29 protein-coding genes are annotated in these 22,028 nt (G+C 47.8%); 20 read left to right on the top strand and 9 right to left on the bottom strand.

Features of this window, described 5'->3' with window-relative positions; genetic code table 11:
- The first annotated feature begins 132 nt into the window (after nt 1–132).
- The 8 genes from D479_RS00465 (at nt 133) to D479_RS00500 (ending at nt 7,553) form a co-directional block, all read left to right on the top strand.
- Complete coding sequence (locus D479_RS00465) at nt 133–1,080, top strand: M23 family metallopeptidase (RefSeq protein WP_235601502.1); 948 nt, start codon at nt 133–135, stop codon at nt 1,078–1,080.
- 373 nt (nt 1,081–1,453) lie between these two features.
- Nucleotides 1,454–1,735, top strand: coding sequence for a sporulation transcriptional regulator SpoIIID (spoIIID, locus tag D479_RS00470; RefSeq protein ID WP_008632369.1), 282 nt, complete (start codon nt 1,454–1,456; stop codon nt 1,733–1,735).
- A gap of 261 nt (nt 1,736–1,996) precedes the next feature.
- On the top strand, nt 1,997–2,995 hold the full coding sequence (locus tag D479_RS00475) for a rod shape-determining protein (protein WP_008632370.1): 999 nt from the start codon (nt 1,997–1,999) through the stop codon (nt 2,993–2,995).
- A gap of 31 nt (nt 2,996–3,026) precedes the next feature.
- Entirely contained in the window at nt 3,027–3,842 is an 816-nt protein-coding gene (locus D479_RS00480) for a flagellar hook-basal body protein (RefSeq protein WP_039870306.1), read from the top strand.
- A 14-nt stretch (nt 3,843–3,856) separates the two neighbouring features.
- Nucleotides 3,857–4,681, top strand: coding sequence for a flagellar hook-basal body protein (locus D479_RS00485; RefSeq protein WP_008632374.1), 825 nt, complete (start codon nt 3,857–3,859; stop codon nt 4,679–4,681).
- A gap of 20 nt (nt 4,682–4,701) precedes the next feature.
- Nucleotides 4,702–4,992: a DNA-directed RNA polymerase subunit beta gene (locus D479_RS00490; protein WP_008632376.1), complete on the top strand. Its 291-nt coding sequence runs from the start codon at nt 4,702–4,704 to the stop codon at nt 4,990–4,992.
- 150 nt (nt 4,993–5,142) lie between these two features.
- The gene (locus D479_RS00495) at nt 5,143–6,474 is read left to right on the top strand and encodes an NAD(P)/FAD-dependent oxidoreductase (protein ID WP_008632377.1); all 1,332 of its coding nucleotides are present in this window, start codon (nt 5,143–5,145) and stop codon (nt 6,472–6,474) included.
- Nucleotides 6,471–7,553: a class I SAM-dependent methyltransferase gene (locus D479_RS00500; protein WP_008632379.1), complete on the top strand. Its 1,083-nt coding sequence runs from the start codon at nt 6,471–6,473 to the stop codon at nt 7,551–7,553. Before D479_RS00495 ends, D479_RS00500 begins: the two co-directional genes overlap by 4 nt.
- Nucleotides 7,554–7,595: 42 nt before the next feature.
- On the opposite strand, the gene D479_RS20395 is transcribed toward D479_RS00500, so the two are convergent.
- Complete coding sequence (locus tag D479_RS20395; RefSeq protein ID WP_008632381.1) at nt 7,596–7,739, bottom strand: lmo0937 family membrane protein; 144 nt, start codon at nt 7,737–7,739, stop codon at nt 7,596–7,598.
- Between the two features lie 148 nt (nt 7,740–7,887).
- Here D479_RS20395 and fabZ point away from each other — a divergent pair, with 148 nt between their 5' ends.
- Entirely contained in the window at nt 7,888–8,310 is a 423-nt protein-coding gene (gene fabZ, locus D479_RS00505; RefSeq protein WP_008632383.1) for a 3-hydroxyacyl-ACP dehydratase FabZ, read from the top strand.
- 113 nt (nt 8,311–8,423) lie between these two features.
- Nucleotides 8,424–8,717, top strand: a complete 294-nt coding sequence (locus tag D479_RS19735; RefSeq protein ID WP_152413287.1) for a hypothetical protein — start codon at nt 8,424–8,426, stop codon at nt 8,715–8,717.
- 21 nt (nt 8,718–8,738) lie between these two features.
- Here D479_RS19735 and D479_RS20520 read toward each other — a convergent pair whose 3' ends face one another.
- Both D479_RS20520 and D479_RS00515 read right to left on the bottom strand, forming a co-directional pair.
- On the bottom strand, nt 8,739–8,906 hold the full coding sequence (locus tag D479_RS20520) for a hypothetical protein (protein WP_161484928.1): 168 nt from the start codon (nt 8,904–8,906) through the stop codon (nt 8,739–8,741).
- A gap of 46 nt (nt 8,907–8,952) precedes the next feature.
- Nucleotides 8,953–9,132: a YjfB family protein gene (locus D479_RS00515; protein ID WP_008632402.1), complete on the bottom strand. Its 180-nt coding sequence runs from the start codon at nt 9,130–9,132 to the stop codon at nt 8,953–8,955.
- A gap of 195 nt (nt 9,133–9,327) precedes the next feature.
- On the opposite strand from D479_RS00515, the gene D479_RS00520 reads away from it, so the two are divergent.
- The 5 genes from D479_RS00520 (at nt 9,328) to D479_RS19745 (ending at nt 15,740) form a co-directional block, all read left to right on the top strand.
- The gene (locus tag D479_RS00520; protein ID WP_008632405.1) at nt 9,328–9,948 is read left to right on the top strand and encodes a hypothetical protein; all 621 of its coding nucleotides are present in this window, start codon (nt 9,328–9,330) and stop codon (nt 9,946–9,948) included.
- A gap of 290 nt (nt 9,949–10,238) precedes the next feature.
- On the top strand, nt 10,239–11,588 hold the full coding sequence (locus D479_RS00525; RefSeq protein WP_008632407.1) for an efflux RND transporter periplasmic adaptor subunit: 1,350 nt from the start codon (nt 10,239–10,241) through the stop codon (nt 11,586–11,588).
- Complete coding sequence (locus tag D479_RS00530; protein ID WP_008632409.1) at nt 11,575–14,649, top strand: efflux RND transporter permease subunit; 3,075 nt, start codon at nt 11,575–11,577, stop codon at nt 14,647–14,649. The genes D479_RS00525 and D479_RS00530 overlap by 14 nt, the downstream gene beginning before the upstream one ends.
- Before the next feature lie 138 nt (nt 14,650–14,787).
- Nucleotides 14,788–15,192, top strand: coding sequence for a class F sortase (locus D479_RS19740; RefSeq protein WP_051989358.1), 405 nt, complete (start codon nt 14,788–14,790; stop codon nt 15,190–15,192).
- On the top strand, nt 15,189–15,740 hold the full coding sequence (locus D479_RS19745) for a class F sortase (protein ID WP_241210900.1): 552 nt from the start codon (nt 15,189–15,191) through the stop codon (nt 15,738–15,740). The genes D479_RS19740 and D479_RS19745 overlap by 4 nt, the downstream gene beginning before the upstream one ends.
- 64 nt (nt 15,741–15,804) lie before the next feature.
- On the opposite strand, the gene D479_RS00540 is transcribed toward D479_RS19745, so the two are convergent.
- Nucleotides 15,805–16,164, bottom strand: a complete 360-nt coding sequence (locus D479_RS00540; protein ID WP_152413288.1) for a PilZ domain-containing protein — start codon at nt 16,162–16,164, stop codon at nt 15,805–15,807.
- A gap of 81 nt (nt 16,165–16,245) precedes the next feature.
- Nucleotides 16,246–16,962 (bottom strand): CBS domain-containing protein, encoded by a 717-nt coding sequence (locus tag D479_RS00545; protein WP_008632413.1) that lies wholly within the window; start codon nt 16,960–16,962, stop codon nt 16,246–16,248.
- Nucleotides 16,963–17,213: 251 nt separating this feature from the next.
- Between D479_RS00545 and D479_RS00550 the strand changes: the two genes are divergently transcribed.
- The 3 genes from D479_RS00550 (at nt 17,214) to D479_RS00555 (ending at nt 18,354) form a co-directional block, all read left to right on the top strand.
- Entirely contained in the window at nt 17,214–17,543 is a 330-nt protein-coding gene (locus tag D479_RS00550; RefSeq protein ID WP_008632415.1) for a helix-turn-helix domain-containing protein, read from the top strand.
- Between the two features lie 338 nt (nt 17,544–17,881).
- Nucleotides 17,882–18,052: a hypothetical protein gene (locus tag D479_RS20525; RefSeq protein WP_161484927.1), complete on the top strand. Its 171-nt coding sequence runs from the start codon at nt 17,882–17,884 to the stop codon at nt 18,050–18,052.
- Nucleotides 18,053–18,108: 56 nt separating this feature from the next.
- Entirely contained in the window at nt 18,109–18,354 is a 246-nt protein-coding gene (locus D479_RS00555; protein ID WP_008632417.1) for a hypothetical protein, read from the top strand.
- A 257-nt stretch (nt 18,355–18,611) separates the two neighbouring features.
- On the opposite strand, the gene D479_RS00560 is transcribed toward D479_RS00555, so the two are convergent.
- Genes D479_RS00560 through D479_RS00570 form a run of 3 tightly spaced genes read right to left on the bottom strand, consistent with a single transcriptional unit; the run spans nt 18,612 to nt 19,426 of the window.
- Complete coding sequence (locus tag D479_RS00560; RefSeq protein ID WP_008632418.1) at nt 18,612–18,905, bottom strand: hypothetical protein; 294 nt, start codon at nt 18,903–18,905, stop codon at nt 18,612–18,614.
- A gap of 1 nt (nt 18,906) precedes the next feature.
- Entirely contained in the window at nt 18,907–19,227 is a 321-nt protein-coding gene (locus D479_RS00565; protein ID WP_008632419.1) for a hypothetical protein, read from the bottom strand.
- Nucleotides 19,228–19,231: 4 nt separating this feature from the next.
- A complete protein-coding gene (locus tag D479_RS00570; protein ID WP_008632420.1) occupies nt 19,232–19,426 on the bottom strand; it encodes a hypothetical protein in 195 nt (64 codons plus the stop codon).
- Nucleotides 19,427–19,469: 43 nt separating this feature from the next.
- Between D479_RS00570 and D479_RS00575 the strand changes: the two genes are divergently transcribed.
- On the top strand, nt 19,470–19,928 hold the full coding sequence (locus D479_RS00575) for an Hsp20/alpha crystallin family protein (protein ID WP_008632421.1): 459 nt from the start codon (nt 19,470–19,472) through the stop codon (nt 19,926–19,928).
- Here the strand turns inward: D479_RS00575 and D479_RS00580 are convergent.
- Nucleotides 19,922–20,356 carry an Hsp20/alpha crystallin family protein gene (locus tag D479_RS00580; RefSeq protein ID WP_008632422.1) on the bottom strand — a complete coding sequence of 145 codons (435 nt, stop codon included), beginning with the start codon at nt 20,354–20,356 and terminating at the stop codon, nt 19,922–19,924. The genes D479_RS00575 and D479_RS00580 overlap by 7 nt on opposite strands.
- 359 nt (nt 20,357–20,715) lie before the next feature.
- Here D479_RS00580 and D479_RS00585 point away from each other — a divergent pair, with 359 nt between their 5' ends.
- The gene (locus tag D479_RS00585) at nt 20,716–22,023 is read left to right on the top strand and encodes an ABC transporter substrate-binding protein (protein ID WP_008632423.1); all 1,308 of its coding nucleotides are present in this window, start codon (nt 20,716–20,718) and stop codon (nt 22,021–22,023) included.
- Nucleotides 22,024–22,028: the final 5 nt, after the last annotated feature.

A 22,028-nucleotide genomic window follows, 5' to 3' on the forward strand; every position in this document is an offset into this window, starting at 1 on the left:
CATTCTTGAGCGTGTGTGCCTGGATTCCTTATTCGTTCATCATAAATTTTTCCTGTTCATGTATATATTGGCTCATAACTGTTCAGAATGGTTTTTGAGGTGATGAACATGAAAGAGGAAGGTAAAAAAAGCGTGACAAAATTAAAGTTTAAACGCTTGATGCGCAAGAAGTGGTTGTATCCAGCTTTGTACTTGTCTGTAGCAGCTCTGGTGCTCGTCGGTGTGTTCTGGTATCAAGGATCAAATGATGGACAAGATCAGGTTGCGGAAACACCGCAGTCCGACGTACAGGATGAATTCCTGACGAAAGACGGAGAAGAAGCAGTACCGGTCATGGACAGCAAAGAGAATCTGAAGATGCCCGTAGCGGACGAACAAGCAGCTTCCATCGTTACAAAATTCTATGATTACAACTCGTCTGAAGAAGAACAGGAAAGTGCACTGGTCCTATACAACAATAAATACTATCAAAGTGAAGGCGTCGACATCACTAGGGAAGATGGGGAAACGTTTGAAGTAACGGCTTCCTTATCAGGGACAGTCACGGAAGTGAAAGAAGATCCATTGTATGGTAACGTTGTAGAAATCAGTCATGAAGATGAAGTCGCAACGGTTTATGCAAGCCTTGAGGATGTAGAAGTGAAAGCGGGATCGGACGTTGCTCAAGGGGACGTTATCGGTTCTGCCGGACGCAACTCCTTCGGCCAGGCAAGCGGTGTACACGTCCACTTTGAAGTTCGTAACGAAGGACAGCCGATCAACCCGGAAAGCTTCTTCGGACAGCCGATGACTCAAATTAAAGAGAAGGCTCAAGAAGCTGAAGAAGCGAAAGAAGAAGCACCTGCAGAAGAGGATGCGCAAGGAACAGAAGAAGCTCCTGCCGATGATCCAGCAGAGGGTGCGGAAGAACAGACTTCCGACGATGCTTCTGAAGAGGCGCCATCTCAAGATCAGGCGGAAACTCCTGAAGATGGAAGCCAGGAAGATGCAGACGTGGAAGAAGATCCAACTCAAACCGAAGAAGGAGAGCAGGCACCGGATGAAGAAAGTGCTTCCTCCATCTCTTCTACACAAGCATAAAAAGAGGGCATCCGCCCTCTTTTTTTTATTGGTCGAATCGTTCCTTGTTTTGGAAGAAGGTCCCATATAATATAAAACGGCGCCTTCCCCGTATGTGGGAATATCCGCTGCCTCTAAGCAGCCCTCCTTTGGTGAAAAGGAGGGCTGCTTATTCCATGAAAAAATGGGCATAATCCGAAAGAACAGCAACACACTTGCATCCTGTGGCATATCCGGCAGGTTTCATTAATACAATGAGGATAACCGAGCACTCGGTAACATCCAGGGTGATACATCAGGATAAACACCTATGAACCTAAACGCCCACTTAATATCGCTGCGCTTTCCAATGAAGCCCACCCCCTTGGATAGTCAATCACAGGAGGCGAGTGGAGTGCATGATTACATCAAAGAGAGGACTATCAAGATCGGGGAGCACATTATCGAAACAAAGAAAACGGTGAGAGTGATTGCTAAAGAATTCGGTGTTTCCAAGAGTACGGTACACAAAGATTTGACGGAACGGCTTCCGGAAGTGAATCCGGAGCTTGCGAAGGAAGTCAAAAAGATCCTTGATTATCATAAAGAAATCCGTCATCTGCGCGGCGGAGAAGCTACGAGGCGCAAATATAAAACCCAAATCATAGAAGATCATCCGGTGCAGCCTCTCGCTTAAATAGATAAGTCCCCTCCCTTTGTCAAAAATCCTCGACATTGGTAACTTTTTTCTTTTCCCATGAGACGAATGTCGTAATTTTGTGATAGAATATAGAATTAGATGTGTAATGTACAAAGCCAAAATATACTCGAATCATTTGGGAAAAACTAAGTCAGCGAGATGACTGAAACGCCAATGTCCCAACGTATATCCGTTTCTCTTGAGCGGATTAGGTTTGGAGAGCGGTTATGCTTATACAATAGGGAGGATCTACAGAACATGTTTGCGAGAGATATAGGAATCGACCTCGGTACAGCGAATGTACTCATTCATGTAAAAGGTAAAGGAATCGTATTGAATGAACCATCCGTCGTAGCGATGGACCGGAATACAGGAAAAGTATTGGAAGTGGGCGAAGAAGCCCGTCGTATGGTAGGACGTACGCCTGGAAACATCGAAGCGATCCGACCACTTAAGGATGGCGTCATTGCGGACTTTGACGTGACGGAAGCGATGCTTAAGCACTTTATCCAAAAGACGAACGTGAAGGGATTCTTCTCTAAGCCGCGCATGCTGATCTGCTGCCCGACAAACATTACGAAAGTGGAGCAGAAGGCGATCAAAGAAGCGGCGGAGAAATCCGGCGGGAAGAAAGTGTACTTGGAAGAAGAACCGAAAGTGGCTGCGATTGGTGCTGGTATGGATATTTTCCAACCGAGCGGTAATATGGTTGTAGACATCGGTGGAGGAACAACGGATGTAGCTGTGCTGTCTATGGGAGATATCGTAACGGCGTCTTCCATTAAAATGGCCGGAGACAAGTTCGACCATGAAATACTTCAATACATCAAGAAACAATACAAACTTCTAATTGGGGAGCGTACGGCGGAAGATATTAAAATCAGTGTCGCTACGGTCTTCCCTGGTTCAAGAAATGAAGAGATCGAAATCCGCGGTCGTGACATGGTGTCAGGGCTTCCGAGGACGATTACGGTCAACTCAGAAGAAATTGAGAAATCACTGCGCGAATCTGTTCAGGCGATTGTTCAGGCAGCCAAGCAGGTACTGGAGCGTACGCCGCCGGAATTATCTGCGGATATCATCGATCGTGGTGTGATCATGACTGGTGGAGGAGCACTTCTTCACGGAATCGATCAATTGCTTGCAGAGGAGCTGAAAGTTCCGGTTCTGGTTGCAGAAGCACCGATGGATTGTGTGGCGACAGGTACAGGAATTATGCTTGAAAATATCGATAAACGGATTTCGACGAAGTTTTAATTTTTCTTGAGATTCGGAAGGAGCGATCACCTTGTTGAGAGGATTCTACACAGCTGCCTCAGGTATGAAGGCGAATCAGCGGATGCAGGAAACATTATCGAATAACATGGCCAATGCTTATACTCCAGGGTACAAAGCGGATCAAGGGACGATGCGGTCTTTCCCTGAGCTTCTGATTGAACAAATGGGAAGCCGCACACTGCCTACATCACGTGGAACGAAAATACCTGTCAACAGAGAAGTAGGATCCCTTAACACAGGTGTATATGTGCAAGAATCTATCCCTTCCTTCGTCCAGGGAGACGTAAGGGAGACGGGTGTCGGGACGGATCTGGCTCTCGTTCAGCAAGGCGTACCGGATGACGGAGGGATGGTATTCTTCCGTGTCAGCAACGATGATGGGGAAGAACGCTATACGAGAAATGGAAACTTCACGGTGGATGGAGAAGGGTTCCTTACGACCAATCAGGGCGGGTATGTCCTTGATGAAGCCGGGAATCCAATCAATACGTCCGGAATCGATTTTGTTGTAAACACGGATGGTACGCTTCAATTGGACGGGCAGCAGGTGGCTTTAGGCTTTGCCTACAGTGCTGATCCGGCATCCATGGTCAAGGAAGGCAGCGACTTGTTCCGTTCGGAGGAAGACCTGGCGGATGCCGGGGGAAATGAAGCCGTCCGTTTTGATGTGGTGCAAGGACAATTGGAACAGTCCAACGTTGATCCTGCGACCACGATGACGGAAATGATGAATACATATCGTTCGTTTGAAATGAATCAGCGTGTGTTGAAAGCATATGATGAAAGCATGCAGAAAGCTGTAACAGAAATCGGCAGAGTCCGGTAAAGGGAGGAACAGCCATGATCAATCGTTCCATGATTCAATCAGCAGTAACGATGGGCCAGCTGCAGACGAAGCTGGACTTGATCGGTAACAACCTGGCCAATAGTCAAACGACAGGATATAAAAGCCGTAGTGCTGATTTTTCCTCTCTTTTGTATCAGCAGATTGATAATCAGTCAGATAATCTTGCGGAAACGGGACGGCTCACACCGGACGGAATCCGGATCGGTTCCGGTGCCGGGATCGGACATACGAATCTTGATTTGAGTCTTGGAAGCCTTCAGGAGACGGGGCGCACCCTTGATGCGGCTTTTCTTCAGGAAGGGCACATGTTCGAGGTTTTAGTTCCGACAGAAGCAGGTATAGAAACACAGTACACCCGTGCCGGGAACTTTTATCTAAGTCCGTTGAATGACGGTGAAGTCATGCTGACGGATACGAATGGCAATCCAGTTGCAGGGGAAGACGGGGAGCGGATTGTCCTGGAAGACGGCTTTCAATCCATTACACTGAATGCGGACGGATCCGTTGTTGTACGGCGTAATGGAGCAGAAGAAACAGCAGGTAGGCTTGCTGTCGTTGATGCGGTCCGACCACGTATGCTGGAAGCTGTCGGCGGCAATCGATTCCGTATTCCGGACGGTATTGCTGCGGATGGACTGGTTACCGCGGTCCAGCCGGGAGAAACGGTATTAAAAAGTGGGACGCTGGAAACGTCTAATGTAGACGTTTCGAAACAAATGACGGATATGCTGATGGCTCAGCGTGCTTATCAATTTAACGCGAAGTCGATTTCGACAGGAGACCAGATGATGGGGCTTGTCAATCAGCTGAGATCATAATAGTAAGGAGTTAGACGACCATGGCAACAGATCCTAAAGCAAAAGGGACAAAGCAAATGAAAGAGAAGGAAACTGCCGTCAAACCGAAGGCAGGGAAGAATAAACCGAAGAAAGAGAAGACCACAAAGAAACCCCGCAGGCGGATTCTTCCGATATGGCTTCGGATCCTCATCGTTCTCCTCCTCAGTGCTCTTGCCTTACTGATAGGATTGATGGTCGGATATGGTGTGATCGGTGATGGTGATCCTACAGATGCGCTGAAAGTGGAAACGTGGCAGCATATATGGGACATCGTGACGAAAACAGAATAAAAACCGGGCTTGTCTTCATTATATGTGGAAGCCTCCGGAATATGACGACACGGACTCATGAGAGTCCGTGTTTTTTGTGTTCTTCCAATGTTTTCAAATTCCCCTATGGGGTATGAGGTAGATACAGCGAAGTCAGCCGGGAGGGAAACTATGAAAACAGATGTATTCATTGCAGGCGGCGGTGTAGGGGGCCTGATGCTTGCTGCGAAGCTTGCCAGCAGAGGAGTTCATGTCGTCATTGCAGAGCAGATGAACAGGAAATCGCCTGCTTATAAGGGGGAACTCCTTCAGCCGAAGACCATTGCTATATTAGACCGAATCGGCGTTGGAGAACAGGTGGAAGCGTGCGGTCATCCGATCGATCAGCTCCGTTTTCAGGAAGTCCACCGCAGGAAAGGGCGTCCGCCTGAAGAAATCAGTTTGACCGAGCTTGACTACGGCAGAGTAGCGAGCGTATATGATCATGCATTGATGGTCCCTCATGAGAAGACAAAGGATATCCTCAGAAATAAAGGGAAATCGTTTGAGCAATACTTTCACTACCTCCCGGGTGCCCGGTTCCTGGGCTTTGAGAACGGTGTAGCTGTCGTTAAACAGAAGAGGGAGAGAATATCAATCCAGGCGGATGTGTATGTCGGAGCAGAAGGGAGAAGCTCACCGACGCGCGATGCGATGAACGTCCATATGGAACGGAAAGAGTATAATCATCATTTCCTCACGGTCACTATTCCCCGTCCGGAACGTTTCACGAAGGGGAAAATCATTACAACTTCGAATGGTTTCCTTGGTTTATTCCCTTTGCCGGACAAAGAGATCCGTACCGTTTACCTCATTGAAGCAGGGAGTTATAAACAAATCAAAAAACAGGGACTCGAGCGGTTCTATGAAGCATACAGCGAGCTTGCGCCTGAATTAAAGGACGGCGTCCGCGCCATCAGAGACTGGCGCGATATCCAGCTTATGATTCCCTATACCTATCATGTCGATCGGTACTATGCCGGTAACCTTGTATTGATCGGCGACGCTGCCCACACGGTACATCCCATGGCGGGAGAAGGCATGAACTTAGCGGTGCAGGATGCCGACGTGCTCGGGGAACTGCTGGCCTGGTGTAAAGAAGAGGGAAAAAGCTATCATGAATACCTTCACTATTATGAAGAAGTAAGAAAGCCTCGTGTCTCCTTTCTCCTTACCTTGAGTCATATGTCCGCCCTCGTTTATTCTTTCCGGTACGAGTGGTGGAGAAAGCTGAGATGCAGGGCTGTGGAGCGGATGTATGAAGATGATAAGCTGCACGTTAAGCAGATGCTGAACATATCCGGATTAGGAAAATGGGATTTCACATTAACCGACAGGGCGGTTCAGGGAAACATGCTTCCGGCAAGAAAGAGGCGGGTGAAGGATACGGAACAGTACCGGCGCTTATTCTCGGAAGCGGAAGATTACCCTTGGATAAAAAATGAGAAAGGAAGGATCAGATGAATGAGTGGATCACCGTGATGCAGGCGAGGAAGTGGATGAAGAAGAATGAATCCTTTTTACCGATTTGGCATGCATATGTCGGATCGGAGCTCGACTTGTTTGATGAATTCGAAACGGCACGAACCATTGATGTAATTAGTGAGAAGACGGGGTATCCGATGGACCTGCTCTCTTCCTGGGTCAAAGTCGGTGTTGCTGTGAAGCATCTGAAGAAACGGCCTGGCGGGCGCTACCGCACTTCGAAGAAACATTGCGCAAGCCTCATGGGTGAACGATCGTCTCCAGGGGTGAAGGCGCTGCTTAAAGAAATGATGGAACTTCATATCCCTACTTTGTTGCAGTATCCGGATATAATGCGGTCGTTGGAGCGGGCGGAGTTCGATCATGACAGGCATGGAGAAGTCGTTGCCGAAACGTCTGCTCTGCTTGAGCATTTTGCCATGAAGAAAATAATGAAGACACTACGTGATAAAGACATCGACACGGTCATTGATCTTGGATGCGGAAACGGTTGTTATTTACGAAAACTGGCTGCAACTTATCCTTCCGTCCGGATGATCGGGGTCGATATCAACCAGAAGGTGATTGAGAGCGCCCGCGCGGCATCGGAGGGATACCCGAATATCGAATTTGTCGTCGGGGACGTCCATGACTGGAACCCGGAGGATAGGAAGGCGGATGTGGTGCTGCTACACAATCTCTTTCATTATATTCACCCGGATGAGCGGTCGGGTCTGCTCGAGCAGATGCATGGATATGTGAAGCCGGACGGTCTTATTTCCGTCATTACTCCGATGAATGAAACGATGTACGGAGAAGCCTTTTCCTCTGCGTTCAATAGTTTCTTCGTTGCCCATTCCAATTTATTTGCCCTTCCAGACAAAGCAGAGCTCGAACGTGTAACGAATAAAAGCAACTATGACCTGTTTGATCTGGACCCTATCGTTAAAGAGGGATCCTGGTACACGTGCTGGCTGAGTCCGTCCTCTCCGGTTCAGGAAGCCAGACAGACTGGTACAGACAGCAGGGAGCAGGTGCCGGTTTCTGCCGGGGAAAGTGCCTGGACAAGGAGTTCATGAAAAAAAGGCTGCCGCAGTAGTTATGCAGGCAGCCTTTTAAAGCTATAATCGTTTTCCTTGGACGAGGCGGATGATGAGTACAACCAGTGCGACCACTAAGAGAATGTGGACGAGGTTCCCTGCAATACCACCGATGACGCCAAGCAGCCATAATACCAATATGATAATAAAGATAGTCCAAAGCATGATTGTTCATCCTCCTTCCTTTAGATGTGTCATCTAGAAATTAGCATTCCCTAATTTCGGTATGTCAAACGAAATTGCGGAAAACGATTTGTTCCACGTGGAATCTACGCTTATAATGGAGAACAGGACTGATGAAAGGAGCAAGATGATGCTGGATATTGAACAAATCAAAGAAATTATTCCCCACCGTTACCCGTTTCTATTAATCGACCAGGTAGAGGAGATTGTCGAAGGCGAGCGTGCGGTTGGATACAAGAATGTAACGATAAACGAACCCTTCTTTCAGGGCCATTTTCCGGATTATCCGGTGATGCCCGGCGTACTTATTACAGAAGCCTTAGCGCAGATGGGCGCGGTTGCGATGCTTAAGAAAGAAGAAAACCAAGGGAAATTGGCGTTCTTCACAGGTATCGATAAGTGCCGCTTTAAGCGTCAGGTTAAACCGGGCGATCGGTTGAAGCTGGAAGTGGAAATCGTCCGTTTGAAAGGACCGATCGGCAAAGGGAAAGCGAAAGCCACCGTCGACGGGCAACTTGCCTGTGAAGCGGAAATCATGTTTGCATTGAAATAATGGAGAGACCCGGCAGCTGCTGCCGGTTTTTTTATTTTCTTGGTGGAATATGGATGGATTCTCTTCTTCTGGACATACTAGAGCACGTAATCATCAAAAAGGAGGAAATGTCCATGAAAGCTTTGTTACTTAAATTGTTGGTCGCTTTGTTCGCTGTTTCTCTTTTAGGTGCGTGTGCTTCGGAAGAGGAGCCCGCGGAGGACGATAACAACACAGAAGAGAATATGCAGGAAGAAGAAGATAACATGGAAGAGGATATGCAGGAAGACGAGAACAAGATGGAAGAAGATATGCAGGACGATGAGAACAAGATGGAAGACGATATGAATGAAGAAGAGAAGCAGAACGAAGAAGACATGACGAACGAAGATACGATGGAAAACGATGAAAACAAAGACAACGAATAATAAGTCTTAAAAAGCCGCTGTTCAGCGGCTTTTTTTCATGGACAGAAATAAGGCGATAATCAGTAGACAGAGACCACCGATGGTAAAGATCGGTACGAAGACCGGCTGAGCTTTGGGCGGGGACAGGAGAAATAAAGCGATGCCTGCTAAGAAAAGGGAGTAACCAGTCCATGCCATTCTTTTGTCCATTCGCTCAGCTCCTTTATCATCACGCCCGCCGGTGGCAATCTTTTGATTACGCCTTTATATCAAGGCTGTTTCCGAGATCCGGGTGGGGGATGGAGTTCTCCATCATCTCCACCATCCGGGCCCCTTTTGTATCGGCGTCCCCCATCACTTTATCCATCAATGCCAGGTTCGTCTGCTGTTTCAACTGTGTTGTGCTCAGCGCCATTGATAAGGCTGCAATATCCATTTGATCCCTCCTTCTTTTCTTGTATCGGAATACGAGAGAAGAGGATGAAGGGATATTTTGACCAGAGATTGTCTATATCCTTTGGAAAATAGGCGTCGGTTCGGTAGAATGAAGATAGAACAATTCATAAAAACTTTACAATTATAAGTTTCCAGTTTTTAGATGCGTGGAATAAGCGAATAGAGGTGATTATTGATGAAGTACAGAACGGCACAAGATTTAAAAGAATTATTGTTAGAAGAGCGAGAGAGAGTGGTCAACAACATTCCGCAGGAAAAACTGGATGTTTACCTTTACCTGCATACGGTGTTTGAAGATACGTATGTCCCGGATGACAAGCTCTATCAATTTATCTTCCGGCATTTCTTCCGATTGGATAATCCGAGTTTGACGAAGGAGTTTGAGAGCTGTTACTTCAAACTGATGGAAGAACAGCGGGACCATGAACGACCGAATATCGTCCAGATAACGAAACGTCTGTACGAAGTAAAGAACTACAAAGGGAATCCTACGATGCAGTTTCCACTTGCTGCCTCTATGCTGCATACCCTGAACCCCAGCTTCCCCTCGTATGACAGCGATATTGTTAAAGCGTTCGATTTCTCATCCACGTATCATCTGTCCGGTTTTGATAAGAAAATGAAACGCTACATCGCCCAGTACCAGCATACTTTCCATACGTTCGGTGAAATGATGGAGGATGAAGCACTGGAGCCGCTTTTTACTCATTTTGATCAGCGTTTCCCGGAATATGAGCTTCCCAAGATTAAGAAACTCGATCTGCTCGTGGCACAGCTCGGAAACAGCCTCCAATAGGCATCACGGCCGAACCGATCCGGTTTGGCTTTTTTTGTGCCCTCGTCGCATAACGTCTGTTATTTATTACCACAATAAGGGGCAGATGAAACGAAAGTACAGCATATTCCGACACGGGAAGCAGACACAATTTTGCCATTTTCCCCGGAATGCTGCAAGTTGCAATACATAGGGGAGTTTAGTAACATTAATCGTAATTATGACTACATGGTCAGCGGTTTGTATTCGGCGTACATAAAAGGTTCAGGGGAAACACATCGAAGAGAGTCTTTGAAGGAGAGGAAGTCTTGATGAAACAGCTGGTAATGGTGTTGTCGCTGGTAGTATTGGCGGCGTGTATGCAGGAAGAGACGGGTTCAGAGAAAGCGGAGGAGCGTGTGACCCCTGTTCAGGTGGATACAGTCCAAAAAGATGATTTCGTCATCGAACGGGAAATTTCGGGATCCGCAACGGCCGGGGAGCAGGCGCCTGTGACAGCCAAGACGCCTGGTGAACTGGTAACCTTGAATGTGGAGAAAGGCGACAGAGTGGAGAAGGGAGAGACGATCGGTGTCGTCGATCCTGGTAACGGAGAAAGTCAGGTGGAGCTGCAGGAATTGGCGGTCCGTCAAGCGGAGCAGCAGCTTGAGAATGCCCGGTTGTCCAAAGAACAAGCAGCAGCCGGCGTCGAGAATGCGGAAGATCAGGTGACGCTTGCCAAGCAGGCTTCTCAATCAGAAAAGAGTCAAACGGCCCAGGCGGCGGAAGCGGCTGAACAGCAGTACGAACAGGCAAAACAGCTGGCTGATGAGACACAGAAGCTGTTTAAAGAGGAGAAGATTCCTGAAGCGCTGTATGAGCAGGCGGCAAATCGCGCGGAGCAGGCACAGGCACAGATGAAGCAGTTGAGTGGGCAGGCGCCTGCATCTGCTTCCGCTGTCGCCCAGGCAGAAGCTCAAGTCGATCAGGCCGAGCAGCAGATCGAGCAGGCGGATATGGCCGTAGAACAGGCAGAGCTTCAAGTCGAGCAGGCGAATGTCCAATTGGAACAGGCGAAGGAGCAGGCGGCGAACGAAGCAGTGACTGCGCCGGTTTCCGGAGAAGTGGCTTCCCTGAATGCATCAGAGGGGGACCTCGTTACGAACCAACAGCCGTTTGCTACCGTTGTCAGTTTGAATCCGATGACGATTACTGCTTCCGTGACTGCTGAACAATTGGATTTGTTTAACAAAGAGGAAGAACTGAAGGTCGATATTGGGGCTCTTGAAGACGAAGTCACTGCGACCGTCACGTATGTTTCATCTGTCCCGGACGACACCGGATTGTATCCTGTTGAAGCACGCGTAGATAATGGAGAAGAGACGATCAAACCCGGCATGATGGCAACTTTCCTTTTACCGGAAAAGGTGGTCGAGGATACGTTAATCATTCCGACAGACAGTTTAGTAGAAGAAAATGAAGAGACATTTGTTTATCAGATCGTGGACGAAAAAGCGGTGCAGGTTGCTGTGGAAGTCGTGGAAAGACAAACGGATCAGGTTGCTGTTACCTCGGAAGATCTCCCTTCAGATGCAGATGTCATCACTTCCGGGCAGTTGACCCTTACGGACGGGGATCTTGTACGTGTCATGAAGGAGGATTCTCCGGATGAAGCTCGTTAATCTTTCCGTCAAGAGACCTGTCGGGGTCATTATGGTCGTTGCCGCCATTCTTGCCCTCGGCTTCGTTTCTCTGCGTAATTTAACGATCGATCTCTATCCGGAAATTGAGCTCCCTATCGCTGTTGTTTCGACGTCCTATGAAGGGGCGGCACCTCAGGAAGTAGAGAAGCTTGTAAGCAGGCCGGTGGAGTCGGCAGTAAGCAGTATTGAAGGGCTGGAAGTTCTTCAATCCAGGTCTCAGGCAGGCTCTTCCCTCGTGCTGCTTCAATTCAATACAGGAGTAAATCTTGACAGTACGCTGCTTGAGGTGAGGGAAAGCGTCGATCAGGTAACGGGCGTCCTTCCTGAAGAAGCTTCCGATCCAAGTGTGCTGCGCTTCGATCCGCAGCAGCTGCCGATCATGACGATCGGCTTATCCGGCGGATCTCCGGCAGAGTTACAGCAGGTTGCCGAAAGTCGGATCGTCCCTTTTCTTGAGCGACAGGATGGTGTCGCCTCTGTCAGCGTGGAAGGTGGACAAGTAAGTGAGGTGCAGGTCCTTATCGACCGTGCACAGATGGCTCAGTATGGACTGGATTCGCAGACAGTCATTCAAGCGTTAAATGCCGCTAATCAATCCGCATCGGCCGGGAATATCGAGTCCGGTCAGAAAGATTTGCAGCTTAGACTGGAAGGGGAGTTTTCCTCGGTGGATGATGTGCGTGAGACCATCATTCAGTCTCCATCGGGTGCGAAAGTGACGCTCGATCAAATCGCGGATGTCGAGGAAACGCTTGTCGATGCCAATTCGATCAGCAAGGTCGATGGAGAGTCTTCGGTCGTGCTGTCCATCTTGAAGAAAACCGATGCCAACAGTGTAGAAACGGCGGATAATGTAAGAGCGGCACTTGGAGATTTGGATGAGGATCTACCGGAAGGGGTCGGGACGAGCATCGTCCTGGACACGTCCGACTTTATCAAAACATCCATCAACAGTGTCGTCTTGAATATTATTATCGGGGGAATCATATCTGTTCTGGTGTTACTCTTGTTCTTAAAGAGCTTCCGGGCAACACTGGTCATCGGTCTTTCGATTCCGATCGCCATCATTTCGACGTTCACGTTGATGTATTTCACTGGAGAGACGTTGAATGTCCTGACGATGGGTGGACTGGCGCTTGGAATTGGAATGATGGTGGACAGTTCCATTGTCATCCTGGAGAATATCGTCCGCTACCGGCAGCAGGGGTATTCTATGGTGGAGGCGGCAAAAGTGGGGGCATCGGAACTCGCGCCTGCCGTCGTTGCTTCCGCTACCACAACCTTGGTTGTTTTCCTGCCGATCATCTTTGTAGAAGGAATTGCATCAGAATTATTCACACCGCTTGCCTTGACGATCATGTTCGCACTGATTGCATCGCTTGCTGTATCGGTGACACTCATTCCGATGCTGTCTTCGAAATTGTTAACGAAGTCGTTGAAGGAAAACGGCCGGCGTTATTGGTTTGACCGCTTCCTTGATAAGGTGAATGACGTGTACCGTTCTGTACTGCGCTGGGTGTTGAAGTTCAGAAAAACGACGCTGGCGATTACGACGGCCTTGATTGCTGCAGCGATAGCGGTCATTCCATTTATCGGAACCGAATTCATTCCTCCTTCCGATCAAGGGCAGGTGGAAATCCAAGTCGAAATGCCTGCAGGTACATCGCTTTCCGAAACGGAGTCCGTCACAAATCAAGTTGATGAACAAATTGCAAAGTTCAAAGATATCGTTGACGTCAGTTATTTATCCATTGGCAGCGGTGGTATGGGAAGCTTTGGTAACGGTTCTACCGATTCGGCATCCTATACGATTCAGCTCATTGATCCTGAATCCAGGGAGAAGACAACCCAGGAAGTGATGGGGGAGCTCGATGAAGCCGTTGCTGGAATCGCAGGAGCGGAAATCGAGGTGAGTGAACTCGATGCCGGCCTTGGAACCGGAGCACCTCTTCAAGTCCAGTTGAACGGAGAAGAGTATGACGTCCTTGATGAGCTTGGAGAACAGGTTGCTTACGTAATGAACGAAGTCGACGGTGTAAATAACGCCACTTCTTCCACAGAGGAAGGACGTCCGGAAATGCAAATCAACGTCGATTCCCAGAAAGCGGCCCAATATGGATTGACGGATCAACAGGTCATCAGTCAAGTCCAGCTCGCCTTCAATGGTCAAATTGCGACAAGGTACCGGAACGGCACGGACGAAGTCGATGTCCGATTCATCTTCCCTGAGGAGGACCGGCAGACGATCGCCGATCTCGAAAGTATGCCGGTTCAATCTCCGAGTGGGGGGATTGTTCCTCTTGCGACGATCGCAGAACTGGAACAGGTCCAGGGGCCCGTCTCTCTGTTACGTGAAAATCAGCAGCCCCAGGTGAATGTAGAAGCGGAAGTCAGCGGTATTGATCTAGGAACAGCGACCGAACAAGTAAGAGCGGAACTGGAACAGCTGAATTTCCCGGATGGATATTCCTACACCATCGGCGGTCAGGCGCAGGATATGCAGGATGCGTTCGGCGATTTAGCTATCGCCCTTGTATTCTCTATTTTCCTTGTTTACGCCGTCATGGCGATCCAGTTCGAGAACTTCCTGTTCCCGTTCATCATCATGTTCTCGCTGCCGGCAACGATTGTCGGTATATCGGGTGGTCTTCTGTTGACTGGTCTGCCGTTCAGTCTTCCTGCTTTTGTCGGCATCATTATGCTCGCAGGGATAGTCGTTAACAACGCAATTGTTCTCGTGGATTACATCAATATTCTGCGTAGGAAATCGTATGACCGGTTGGAAGCGATTCTCGAGGCAGGACCGAACCGCCTGCGTCCGATTCTCATGACGACGCTGACGACGATCCTCGGCATGGTGCCGCTCGCCCTCGGTATCGGTGAGGGATCCGAAGCCCAGCAGCCTCTGGCGGTGACAATCATCTTCGGGTTATCCGTTTCCAGCTTGTTTACACTCGTGCTCATTCCGGTCGTGTACACGTATTTCGATGATATATCGAGAAAAGTGACTGGTTTCTTTCAGAGGCGGGTAGAGAAATAGTAGTGATTCCAAAACCCAAGCTTGTAAACACAGGCTTGGGTTTTTATTAAATGATTTTTTTATGAAAAAGGTGATCCAAATAGAACGTTGAAACGATAGCTGTTTAAGTACACGTCCAGGAAAAAGGAGGGGCAGACAGTGGAAAGAAAGTGGAAAATTTACTTTTCTATCGTGGGCACGATCGCCCTGTTGATGTTCTTATATCAGTCCAACGTGTTTGCCATGTGGACATCTGATGAGCCGGTGAGCAAGGGGAGCCGTAACGTCGTGAATACCGATATCTACCCATCGGGAGAGCAGGCGGACGAGCAGACGGTAACAGAGGAATTCCGAGTCTTGAATGAAGAGAATAAAGAGCGGGCGGAAGAGGCGGAAGCAGGAATAGTTCCGGTAAATATTAAAATTCCTGCCATCGACGTCGATGCCGCTGTAGAAAATGTCGGTGTCCTTGAGAACGGGGAGATGGGAGTGCCGGAAGACCCGTCAAAAGCGGGCTGGTTCGAGCCTGGGACTCAGCCAGGAAAACAGGGAACGCAGTCATAGCGGGCCATGTAGACAGTCACACCGGTCCTGCTGTCTTCTACGATCTGGAGAAGCTGGAGCCGGGGGATGAGATAACGGTTACGGATGACGAAGAAAAAGAGAGAACGTATGTAGTGGAACGGATGGAGAGCTATCCGTGGGATGAATCTCCGATTGAAGAAATTTTCGGTCCGACGAGTGAAAAGAGGCTGAATGTAATTACCTGTACCGGTGAATTCATCCGGGATAAAGGAGGTCATCAAGACCGGCTCGTAGTCTACACTACTCTGAAGGAAGAAGTGGAAGATGAAACAGAACTTCCTTCTCCGACAGCCGTGGAAGTGAGTGGTTCCTTCGTAAACTGGCACGCCGTCCGTAAAGACGATGTTGTCGGATACCGGGTGTACCGCAGCGCAGATGGCGAAGACTTCGAACAAGTGGCCAGCATCTCTGCGCATGAAAGAAAGACATATGTCGACCCTGAGGCGGGAAGTCATATCTATTACGTTACGGCGGTTGATGCGGAAGGGAATGAATCCGCGCCATCCGTGAAATCGAATGAGAATTGATTAAAAAAACTGGTGTTCCAACCGCATGCTGATCAGTAGGCGGTGGTCCTCCAGTTTTTTTGTTTTAAGGATGATGGATAATTGCTTCTGACATCGATTCTCCAAGTGTATGGATTATCTGTTTCAACGGTTCGGGATAGTCGAAGACGTGGACTCCGCAGGACATCTTCTTTTCTTCTTTCTGCAGCCAGATGACGCGCCCTTCGGCAATAAACGTGCGGTTTTGAATCATCATTGTCACAAGCAATTCGTCTTTCATCATCAAATCAGGATGAAGGGCGCTCGTGAAGCGTAAACCGTTAAGACTTATGTCATTCACTTCTAAAGGACCTGAAACTTGGCGGTTCCACTTCTTGTTATAAAAGCCTGGCAGAGGTGATTGGAAGGTGTAACGAAAGGGCTCGCTCCTACGTTCATGCATCATACCCCATCCCCTTTATGCTCCTTATTTATATAATCATATAATGTGGAGGGAAGAGGTTCAACGTTTTTGCAACATAATTTTTTAACCTTCCCCGCGCCGGTCCACTTTGATCAAGTCCCACGTTGTAACGATGCCCATCGGTAATTCGTTGGAGGACCCGGTTTCTGTGACAAGCACCGCTTTCAGTTTCCTGTCTTGATCGAGACTGTTCTCAAACCTCTCTTCCAAATCGAAAACAGTCCGGTCGGCTGCCAGGAATTCGACGTTCGCTTCTTTTTCATGCTGGAGGATGTCTGCAGCAGTCACCCCTTTCAGTGACAGGTGCTCATCGGCAGTGGCAGAAGCCATCCAGTGGAGAATCCCTTCATTGGTCAGCAGGCCGAGAAAGGAACGGTCTTTTGTATAGATAGGAAATTGGGAGATTCGGTGTTCGTCGAACGCTTCGACCAAGTGAATGAGCGTCGTATCTTCCTTGAAGTAGAGGACGGGACGAGTGGCGAACTGCAGCGCTTCCGGTGGTTGATCAAGCGTTCGTTTAATTTCCTGCAGCTTCCGTACGACGTCTTCGTGGGGACTGGCTATATAATAATCCCCGCTGATCCGTTCATGGACGATGGCGTTCCTCAACTTGGCATACTGCTTCAGCTGATCAAAATGGATACGGATGACGCTGTGTTTCAGCTTGGATCGCTGCAGCAGTTCGACGAAGTTGTCGTTTTTCGGGTAGCCGTTCAGCTCTTTTAAATGCTGATGAATCTGATTGAATGTGATTTCGAACTGTTCCACGGTATCATTCATGTCGCTCACCTTTCTCATCATTTAATCCTAGTATTGCATTTCTCGCTTCACTCATACTCATTTAAAGAACGTTTATAAAAAATTGCTTTATCATTTTTGTCATTTTCCGATATAAATAAATGGGGAATTCGATGTATACATAGAAATGAAAACCCTTTTTGAATTAGGCCGGGATATTTATTTTTCGTGCTTTAAATAGAACGGCCTGTCGTGTTGTGTTATACTCAAATTACATAGAAAGAGGTGAGAGTATGATCGGTGAGCGGATTAAGAAAATACGTAAAGACCGTCATATGTCGCTGTCTGAATTAGCCGAAAGAGCAGGGGTGGCGAAGTCGTACCTAAGTTCCATCGAGCGGAATATCCAAACGAATCCTTCCGTTCAGTTTCTGACAAAAATATCTCAGGAGTTGGGCGTAACCATTAATTTTCTTCTCCATGGGGAAGCGGAACCTCAGGATGAGAATCTGGATGAAGAATGGATGAACCTCGTTCAAGAAGCAATGAATTCAGGGATATCGAAAGATCAATTCAGGGAATACTTGGAGTTCAATAAGTGGAGGATCCACCAAAGTAAATAAATGCAGACTGCGTAGTCATGCCTTTCTTGAAGGGTCTAAAAAGTGCGCCGGGGTTCCGGCGCAGAAGGGTTTTTCTAAAAAGCTGCCGATCCCTTCCACACGTGGAAGCCTCATCTGACATGTTCGAATGCCATCCGGTTACGGGTGGCATTTTTTCGTGTATTAGAAAAAGGGGATAATTGTCCTTTTATGTCTTGGTATACCTCTCTTTTTCTGAATCCGGCTGATGAAAAGCGAGAATACAGCGATTCAGGATTGTTAAACAGGGAAATGGCGTACTCGTGTTCAGGAGGCGAGAAGGGTAAAGTAGAGACACACAGGAAAAAGGAGGAAGGGCCATGTTGATGGAAGACAGATTAAAAGCGCTCCAGGAAGCAAGTCGTATTTGCTGGAAGTGTAAGGCGGAACTGCGGGAAGAGGAGGTGATGACGGTCACGGACGGTCACTCGATCTCCATTGACTTCTGTTATCGCTGTTATGAACAACATAGGGGGAAGCGACATAGGTAAAGGCACATATCCCGGACGTGCGAATAGGATATCGGTATAAGGTGAGGTGAATTGAGATGCCAGTATCCGTTGTGTTCAATCAGATTGCCGTCAATGCGCTCAATGAGAACGGTACGATAACGACAGGTCAGAATAACCAGCCGGACTGGACGTGGCAGGGGAAGAATAACAATGCCGCGGGAATAACGGTTGGATTCTTTATTGCAGCAAACAATGTCAATACAATCTTTGATAACGATGTCACAGATAGTCCATTCTTCGTCCCTACAGCCAACAACCCTCAACCGAACGTTCAGTACTAAGGGGGAGATTCCATCGATATTCGTTTTGATTCCATCTATGTCAATCAGATCGAAGGGAATTCCGGGATTTTCGTCGGTCCCAACACTCAGAACGGCTGGAGTACCTATCGCAAGGAGAATGTCGGGCTGGGATCTGTGATCGGGGAAGGCAATATGATTACGCATAACATCAATGTCGTGCACGATGATGACCTCGTTGATATGCCGGTCTACAGTCCGTCCACGTCTTCCTCTCATAAACAAAACAAGGCAGGAGATCAACCCGAAGGCTGATTCTCCTCCATTTTATGTTTGATGAGGTCTGTGAGCCATTCAGGCATCTCTTGTTCTTTATCAGCCATCATCATGTCGAGGAGAGCGGAATCACTTAGAATGGAACGCAGCCCTTCCAGCGTATTTTCATCACCATGAACGGTTCCGAACCCCTGATTAAGCTTCTGATGATTCTCAAATCCGTTCGGGACGTTGTTGCCCATGTTCAAGCACGAGGCATTCTCAATCGCTCCGATCCGGATGTTTTGGATGAAGAAGTTTGGGGACAAAAAGGCCATGTCAGTCCTCCTTCGGTTTAAACGTTATTTTCATGCCGTCTTTCGTCGGCTTCGCTTCCGGTTTAGGGTCCTTTTTGACGTGGACACCAAAATTATTGCCCATGTTCAAAGCTCCGCTCAACTCTTTAATATCCAAGTTGTCCAGTTGAAAGGTCAGTTGCTCAAGCTTTGGATCGTGAATATCGACATGATCAATATGAAGGTGGTACTCCACGTGTTTCTCCTGAAGATGCTCGACGGTCTGGCGCAGACGCTGAAGCTCTTGCAGCAATTCCTTCAAATCGTTGGTGGGAGGAGGCGTTCGTTTACGAAAGAAAAACATAGCCTCAATCTCCCTGCGGCTTTTTGATGACAAGGTGTTTGTTGGATTGGAGGATGTTCCTGTCACCGACCACCTTGCCGTTTCCTTCCCATTTCTTCTGAGTGGAGCGGAATCCGGAAGGGATGTTCGTACCGGAATATATACCAGAGGCGTTGGAGATTTGATGGACGGATAATTGATCGAAAATGATGCGGCACATGTCGTCACCTCCTATCACTAATGTATGAAAGGAATAGTCAAGCATGAAAGACTTTATGAATTGGTTCCCGTCTTTTGGAAAACAAGGAGAAGGAAATCCATCGAATTCCCCTTTTGGGAACGGATTTCCGAATCAAATGATGGATATGTTCAAAATGAATGAATTCGTTCAAAAGCAGATGGAAGAAGCATTATCCCCCAATCCATTTATGCAGCAGCCAGCCGCCAAAGAAAAAGAGAAGGTCCCATACAAAGTGATCGAATTAGTCAATGAAGTCGTCGTCACGATCACCGTTCCTCTGGAAGTAGCTGTCGAGGAACTTCGGCTGACTGTAGGGAACGGAAAATTGTTTGTAGATGGAGTCGGTCAGGAACGCCTTGCAATTGCACTTCCCGCTCAGACGAGTCGGCGTAATATCCATGCCCAGTACCACGAGGGAATTGTCGAAGTGAGGCTGCCAAAACGTCACTCCGATGAAAAGGAAATATTCCTGCGCTATTGAGGGTCGAAGTGGATGCGTACTTCGTTACTGTCCGCATGTTTGCGCAAGGTTATCACCATCAGGCCGTCGCTGTAGGCCGTTGTAATATCGTCAATGGAAAAGGGGAACGGAATCGGAATGATGCGCTTGAAACTACCTTTCATCCGCTCGTCATGAATCAATTCCTCGACCGGAACAGGATAGGGAGGCGTGACGGTTCCTTTTACAATCAGGCGGGTGCCTTCCTGTGTCATCTGCACATGATCGTTCTTGGTCATACCGGGAAGTTCGATGACGAGCACCCCTTGATCTTTTGTTTGAAAAAAGTCATAGGAAGGACCTTTCTTCGGAATGACATGATGCATGTCGTTCCAAAAATCCTCTCCAAGTACTTTCTCCACATTTTCAGAAAACGCATCCCAATTGAGCTGCCCTTTTTTCTTTGTCATGAAACTCACCTCTTTCCATCAATTTATGAAGGATAAGGGACATTCATGCGAAGGAAGGATAAGGTATACGTGAAAGCGTTACCTATTTGGAGAATTATTTGAAAAATGTTGTTGTATTTGTTTTTTTGCATGTTATGATTTACTCAACTTCATTAATCAATGAATTTATGCAAACGTATTCACATGCGCCATAGCAATATTTTTTTACTCATTTTGTACAAGCTGATGAGTTTTTTACATGCCATTTGTGCAAACGTATGCACGGTCTGTTGCACGAAGGCATACCACGAAAGCTCTTTTTTTACATGTGATATGTAAGCGGATTCAAAGATTAATAGGATGAATAAGGAGTGGATGAGATGAAAAGAAACAAATGGTCCGCGGGGATTGCTACAGCAGTACTCGCTTCGACGGTTGCCCTGGCTGGTTGTTCCTTCGGTTCCGGTGATGGAGATTCAGAATCAAGTGGAAACTCCGGAGATGCTGTTACAGTAGATGTTTTCCAATTCAAAGTGGAATTTAAAGATCAGTTTGAAGAATTGGTATCCATGTATGAGGAAGAGAATCCGGACGTCGATATCAATGTCAAAACAGTCGGTGGAGGAAACGATTATGGGGCCTCTCTGAAAACGTCCTTCTCCTCTGGTGAAGAACCGGACATCTTCAACGTCGGTGGTCCGACAGATGTCGATCAATATGAAAAATACTTAGCAGATCTATCTGATACGGAAGCTGCCAAAGCGGCGCTTGATGGAACGCTTTCCGGCGTATCCAGAAACGATCAGGTCCTCGGTCTTCCTTTCAACCAGGAAGGTTACGGCCTGCTTTACAACAAACAGGTGTTTGAAGATGCCGGGATCAAAGCAGAAGATATCAAGACACTGGATGACTTGGAAGAAGCAGTGAAGACGCTTGACTCCAAGAAAGGCGACCTTGGTATCGACGCACCATTCGCTTTCCCTGCGAAAGAGAAGTGGGTAATGGGTAACCACCTGGCGAACGCTTATCTTGCAGACGAATTCAATCATGATGTCATGGAAGCATATGAAGCTGATACGGTCGAATTCCAAATGGGCGATCAGATGAAGCGTTTCACAGACATTCAGAACGAGTATTCCATTCAGCCTACATTGAGCCTCGACTATTCTCAACAGGTAGAAGAGAACTTCTCACTGGGTAAAGTAGCGATGATCCAGCAAGGTAACTGGGTGTACAACACCATCGAGTCCATGGATCCGGAATTCGCGGAAAACAATGTCGGTCTTCTTCCGATTCCTGTAGAAGGATATGAAGGAAGCATCCCTGTCGGCGTTCCTAACTACTGGGTTGTAAACAAAGAATCCGATGACGAAGTCGTGCAGGCGAGTAAAGACTTCCTTGATTGGATGTACACATCTGATGCAGGCAAGAAGTTCGTAACAGAAGAGTTCAAGTTCATCCCGGCATATGAAGGGTATGAAGATCAGAATATCGCAGATCCGATTTCTCAGGAAATCTACAACTATGCTAATGAAGGCAACACGCTTGGATGGGTCTTCCTTGGTGCTCCTACGAGCTGGACAGAAAACGCACTTGGTGTAGCGATGCAGGAATATATCGCAGGCGACATCGAGTGGGAAGAGGTAGAAGAGAAAGCTACGAAAGCTTGGGAAGACGCCCGCCAATAACGGTC

The sequence above is a fragment of the Halobacillus sp. BAB-2008 genome, from assembly GCF_000328325.1.
Lineage (GTDB): Bacteria > Bacillota > Bacilli > Bacillales > Halobacillaceae > Halobacillus.

Coding starts and splice junctions, on each gene's coding strand:
- D479_RS00475 (WP_008632370.1), top strand. CDS start 1,997: ATGTTTGCGAGAGATATAGGAATCGACCTCGGTACAGCGAATGTACTC.
- D479_RS00485 (WP_008632374.1), top strand. CDS start 3,857: ATGATCAATCGTTCCATGATTCAATCAGCAGTAACGATGGGCCAGCTG.
- D479_RS00490 (WP_008632376.1), top strand. CDS start 4,702: ATGGCAACAGATCCTAAAGCAAAAGGGACAAAGCAAATGAAAGAGAAG.
- D479_RS00495 (WP_008632377.1), top strand. CDS start 5,143: ATGAAAACAGATGTATTCATTGCAGGCGGCGGTGTAGGGGGCCTGATG.
- D479_RS00500 (WP_008632379.1), top strand. CDS start 6,471: ATGAATGAGTGGATCACCGTGATGCAGGCGAGGAAGTGGATGAAGAAG.
- D479_RS20395 (WP_008632381.1), bottom strand. CDS start 7,739: ATGCTTTGGACTATCTTTATTATCATATTGGTATTATGGCTGCTTGGC.
- fabZ (WP_008632383.1), top strand. CDS start 7,888: ATGCTGGATATTGAACAAATCAAAGAAATTATTCCCCACCGTTACCCG.
- D479_RS19735 (WP_152413287.1), top strand. CDS start 8,424: ATGAAAGCTTTGTTACTTAAATTGTTGGTCGCTTTGTTCGCTGTTTCT.
- D479_RS20520 (WP_161484928.1), bottom strand. CDS start 8,906: ATGGACAAAAGAATGGCATGGACTGGTTACTCCCTTTTCTTAGCAGGC.
- D479_RS00515 (WP_008632402.1), bottom strand. CDS start 9,132: ATGGATATTGCAGCCTTATCAATGGCGCTGAGCACAACACAGTTGAAA.
- D479_RS00520 (WP_008632405.1), top strand. CDS start 9,328: ATGAAGTACAGAACGGCACAAGATTTAAAAGAATTATTGTTAGAAGAG.
- D479_RS00525 (WP_008632407.1), top strand. CDS start 10,239: ATGAAACAGCTGGTAATGGTGTTGTCGCTGGTAGTATTGGCGGCGTGT.
- D479_RS00530 (WP_008632409.1), top strand. CDS start 11,575: ATGAAGCTCGTTAATCTTTCCGTCAAGAGACCTGTCGGGGTCATTATG.
- D479_RS00540 (WP_152413288.1), bottom strand. CDS start 16,164: ATGATGCATGAACGTAGGAGCGAGCCCTTTCGTTACACCTTCCAATCA.
- D479_RS00545 (WP_008632413.1), bottom strand. CDS start 16,962: ATGAATGATACCGTGGAACAGTTCGAAATCACATTCAATCAGATTCAT.
- D479_RS00550 (WP_008632415.1), top strand. CDS start 17,214: ATGATCGGTGAGCGGATTAAGAAAATACGTAAAGACCGTCATATGTCG.
- D479_RS20525 (WP_161484927.1), top strand. CDS start 17,882: ATGTTGATGGAAGACAGATTAAAAGCGCTCCAGGAAGCAAGTCGTATT.
- D479_RS00555 (WP_008632417.1), top strand. CDS start 18,109: ATGCCAGTATCCGTTGTGTTCAATCAGATTGCCGTCAATGCGCTCAAT.
- D479_RS00560 (WP_008632418.1), bottom strand. CDS start 18,905: ATGGCCTTTTTGTCCCCAAACTTCTTCATCCAAAACATCCGGATCGGA.
- D479_RS00565 (WP_008632419.1), bottom strand. CDS start 19,227: ATGTTTTTCTTTCGTAAACGAACGCCTCCTCCCACCAACGATTTGAAG.
- D479_RS00570 (WP_008632420.1), bottom strand. CDS start 19,426: ATGTGCCGCATCATTTTCGATCAATTATCCGTCCATCAAATCTCCAAC.
- D479_RS00575 (WP_008632421.1), top strand. CDS start 19,470: ATGAAAGACTTTATGAATTGGTTCCCGTCTTTTGGAAAACAAGGAGAA.
- D479_RS00580 (WP_008632422.1), bottom strand. CDS start 20,356: ATGACAAAGAAAAAAGGGCAGCTCAATTGGGATGCGTTTTCTGAAAAT.
- D479_RS00585 (WP_008632423.1), top strand. CDS start 20,716: ATGAAAAGAAACAAATGGTCCGCGGGGATTGCTACAGCAGTACTCGCT.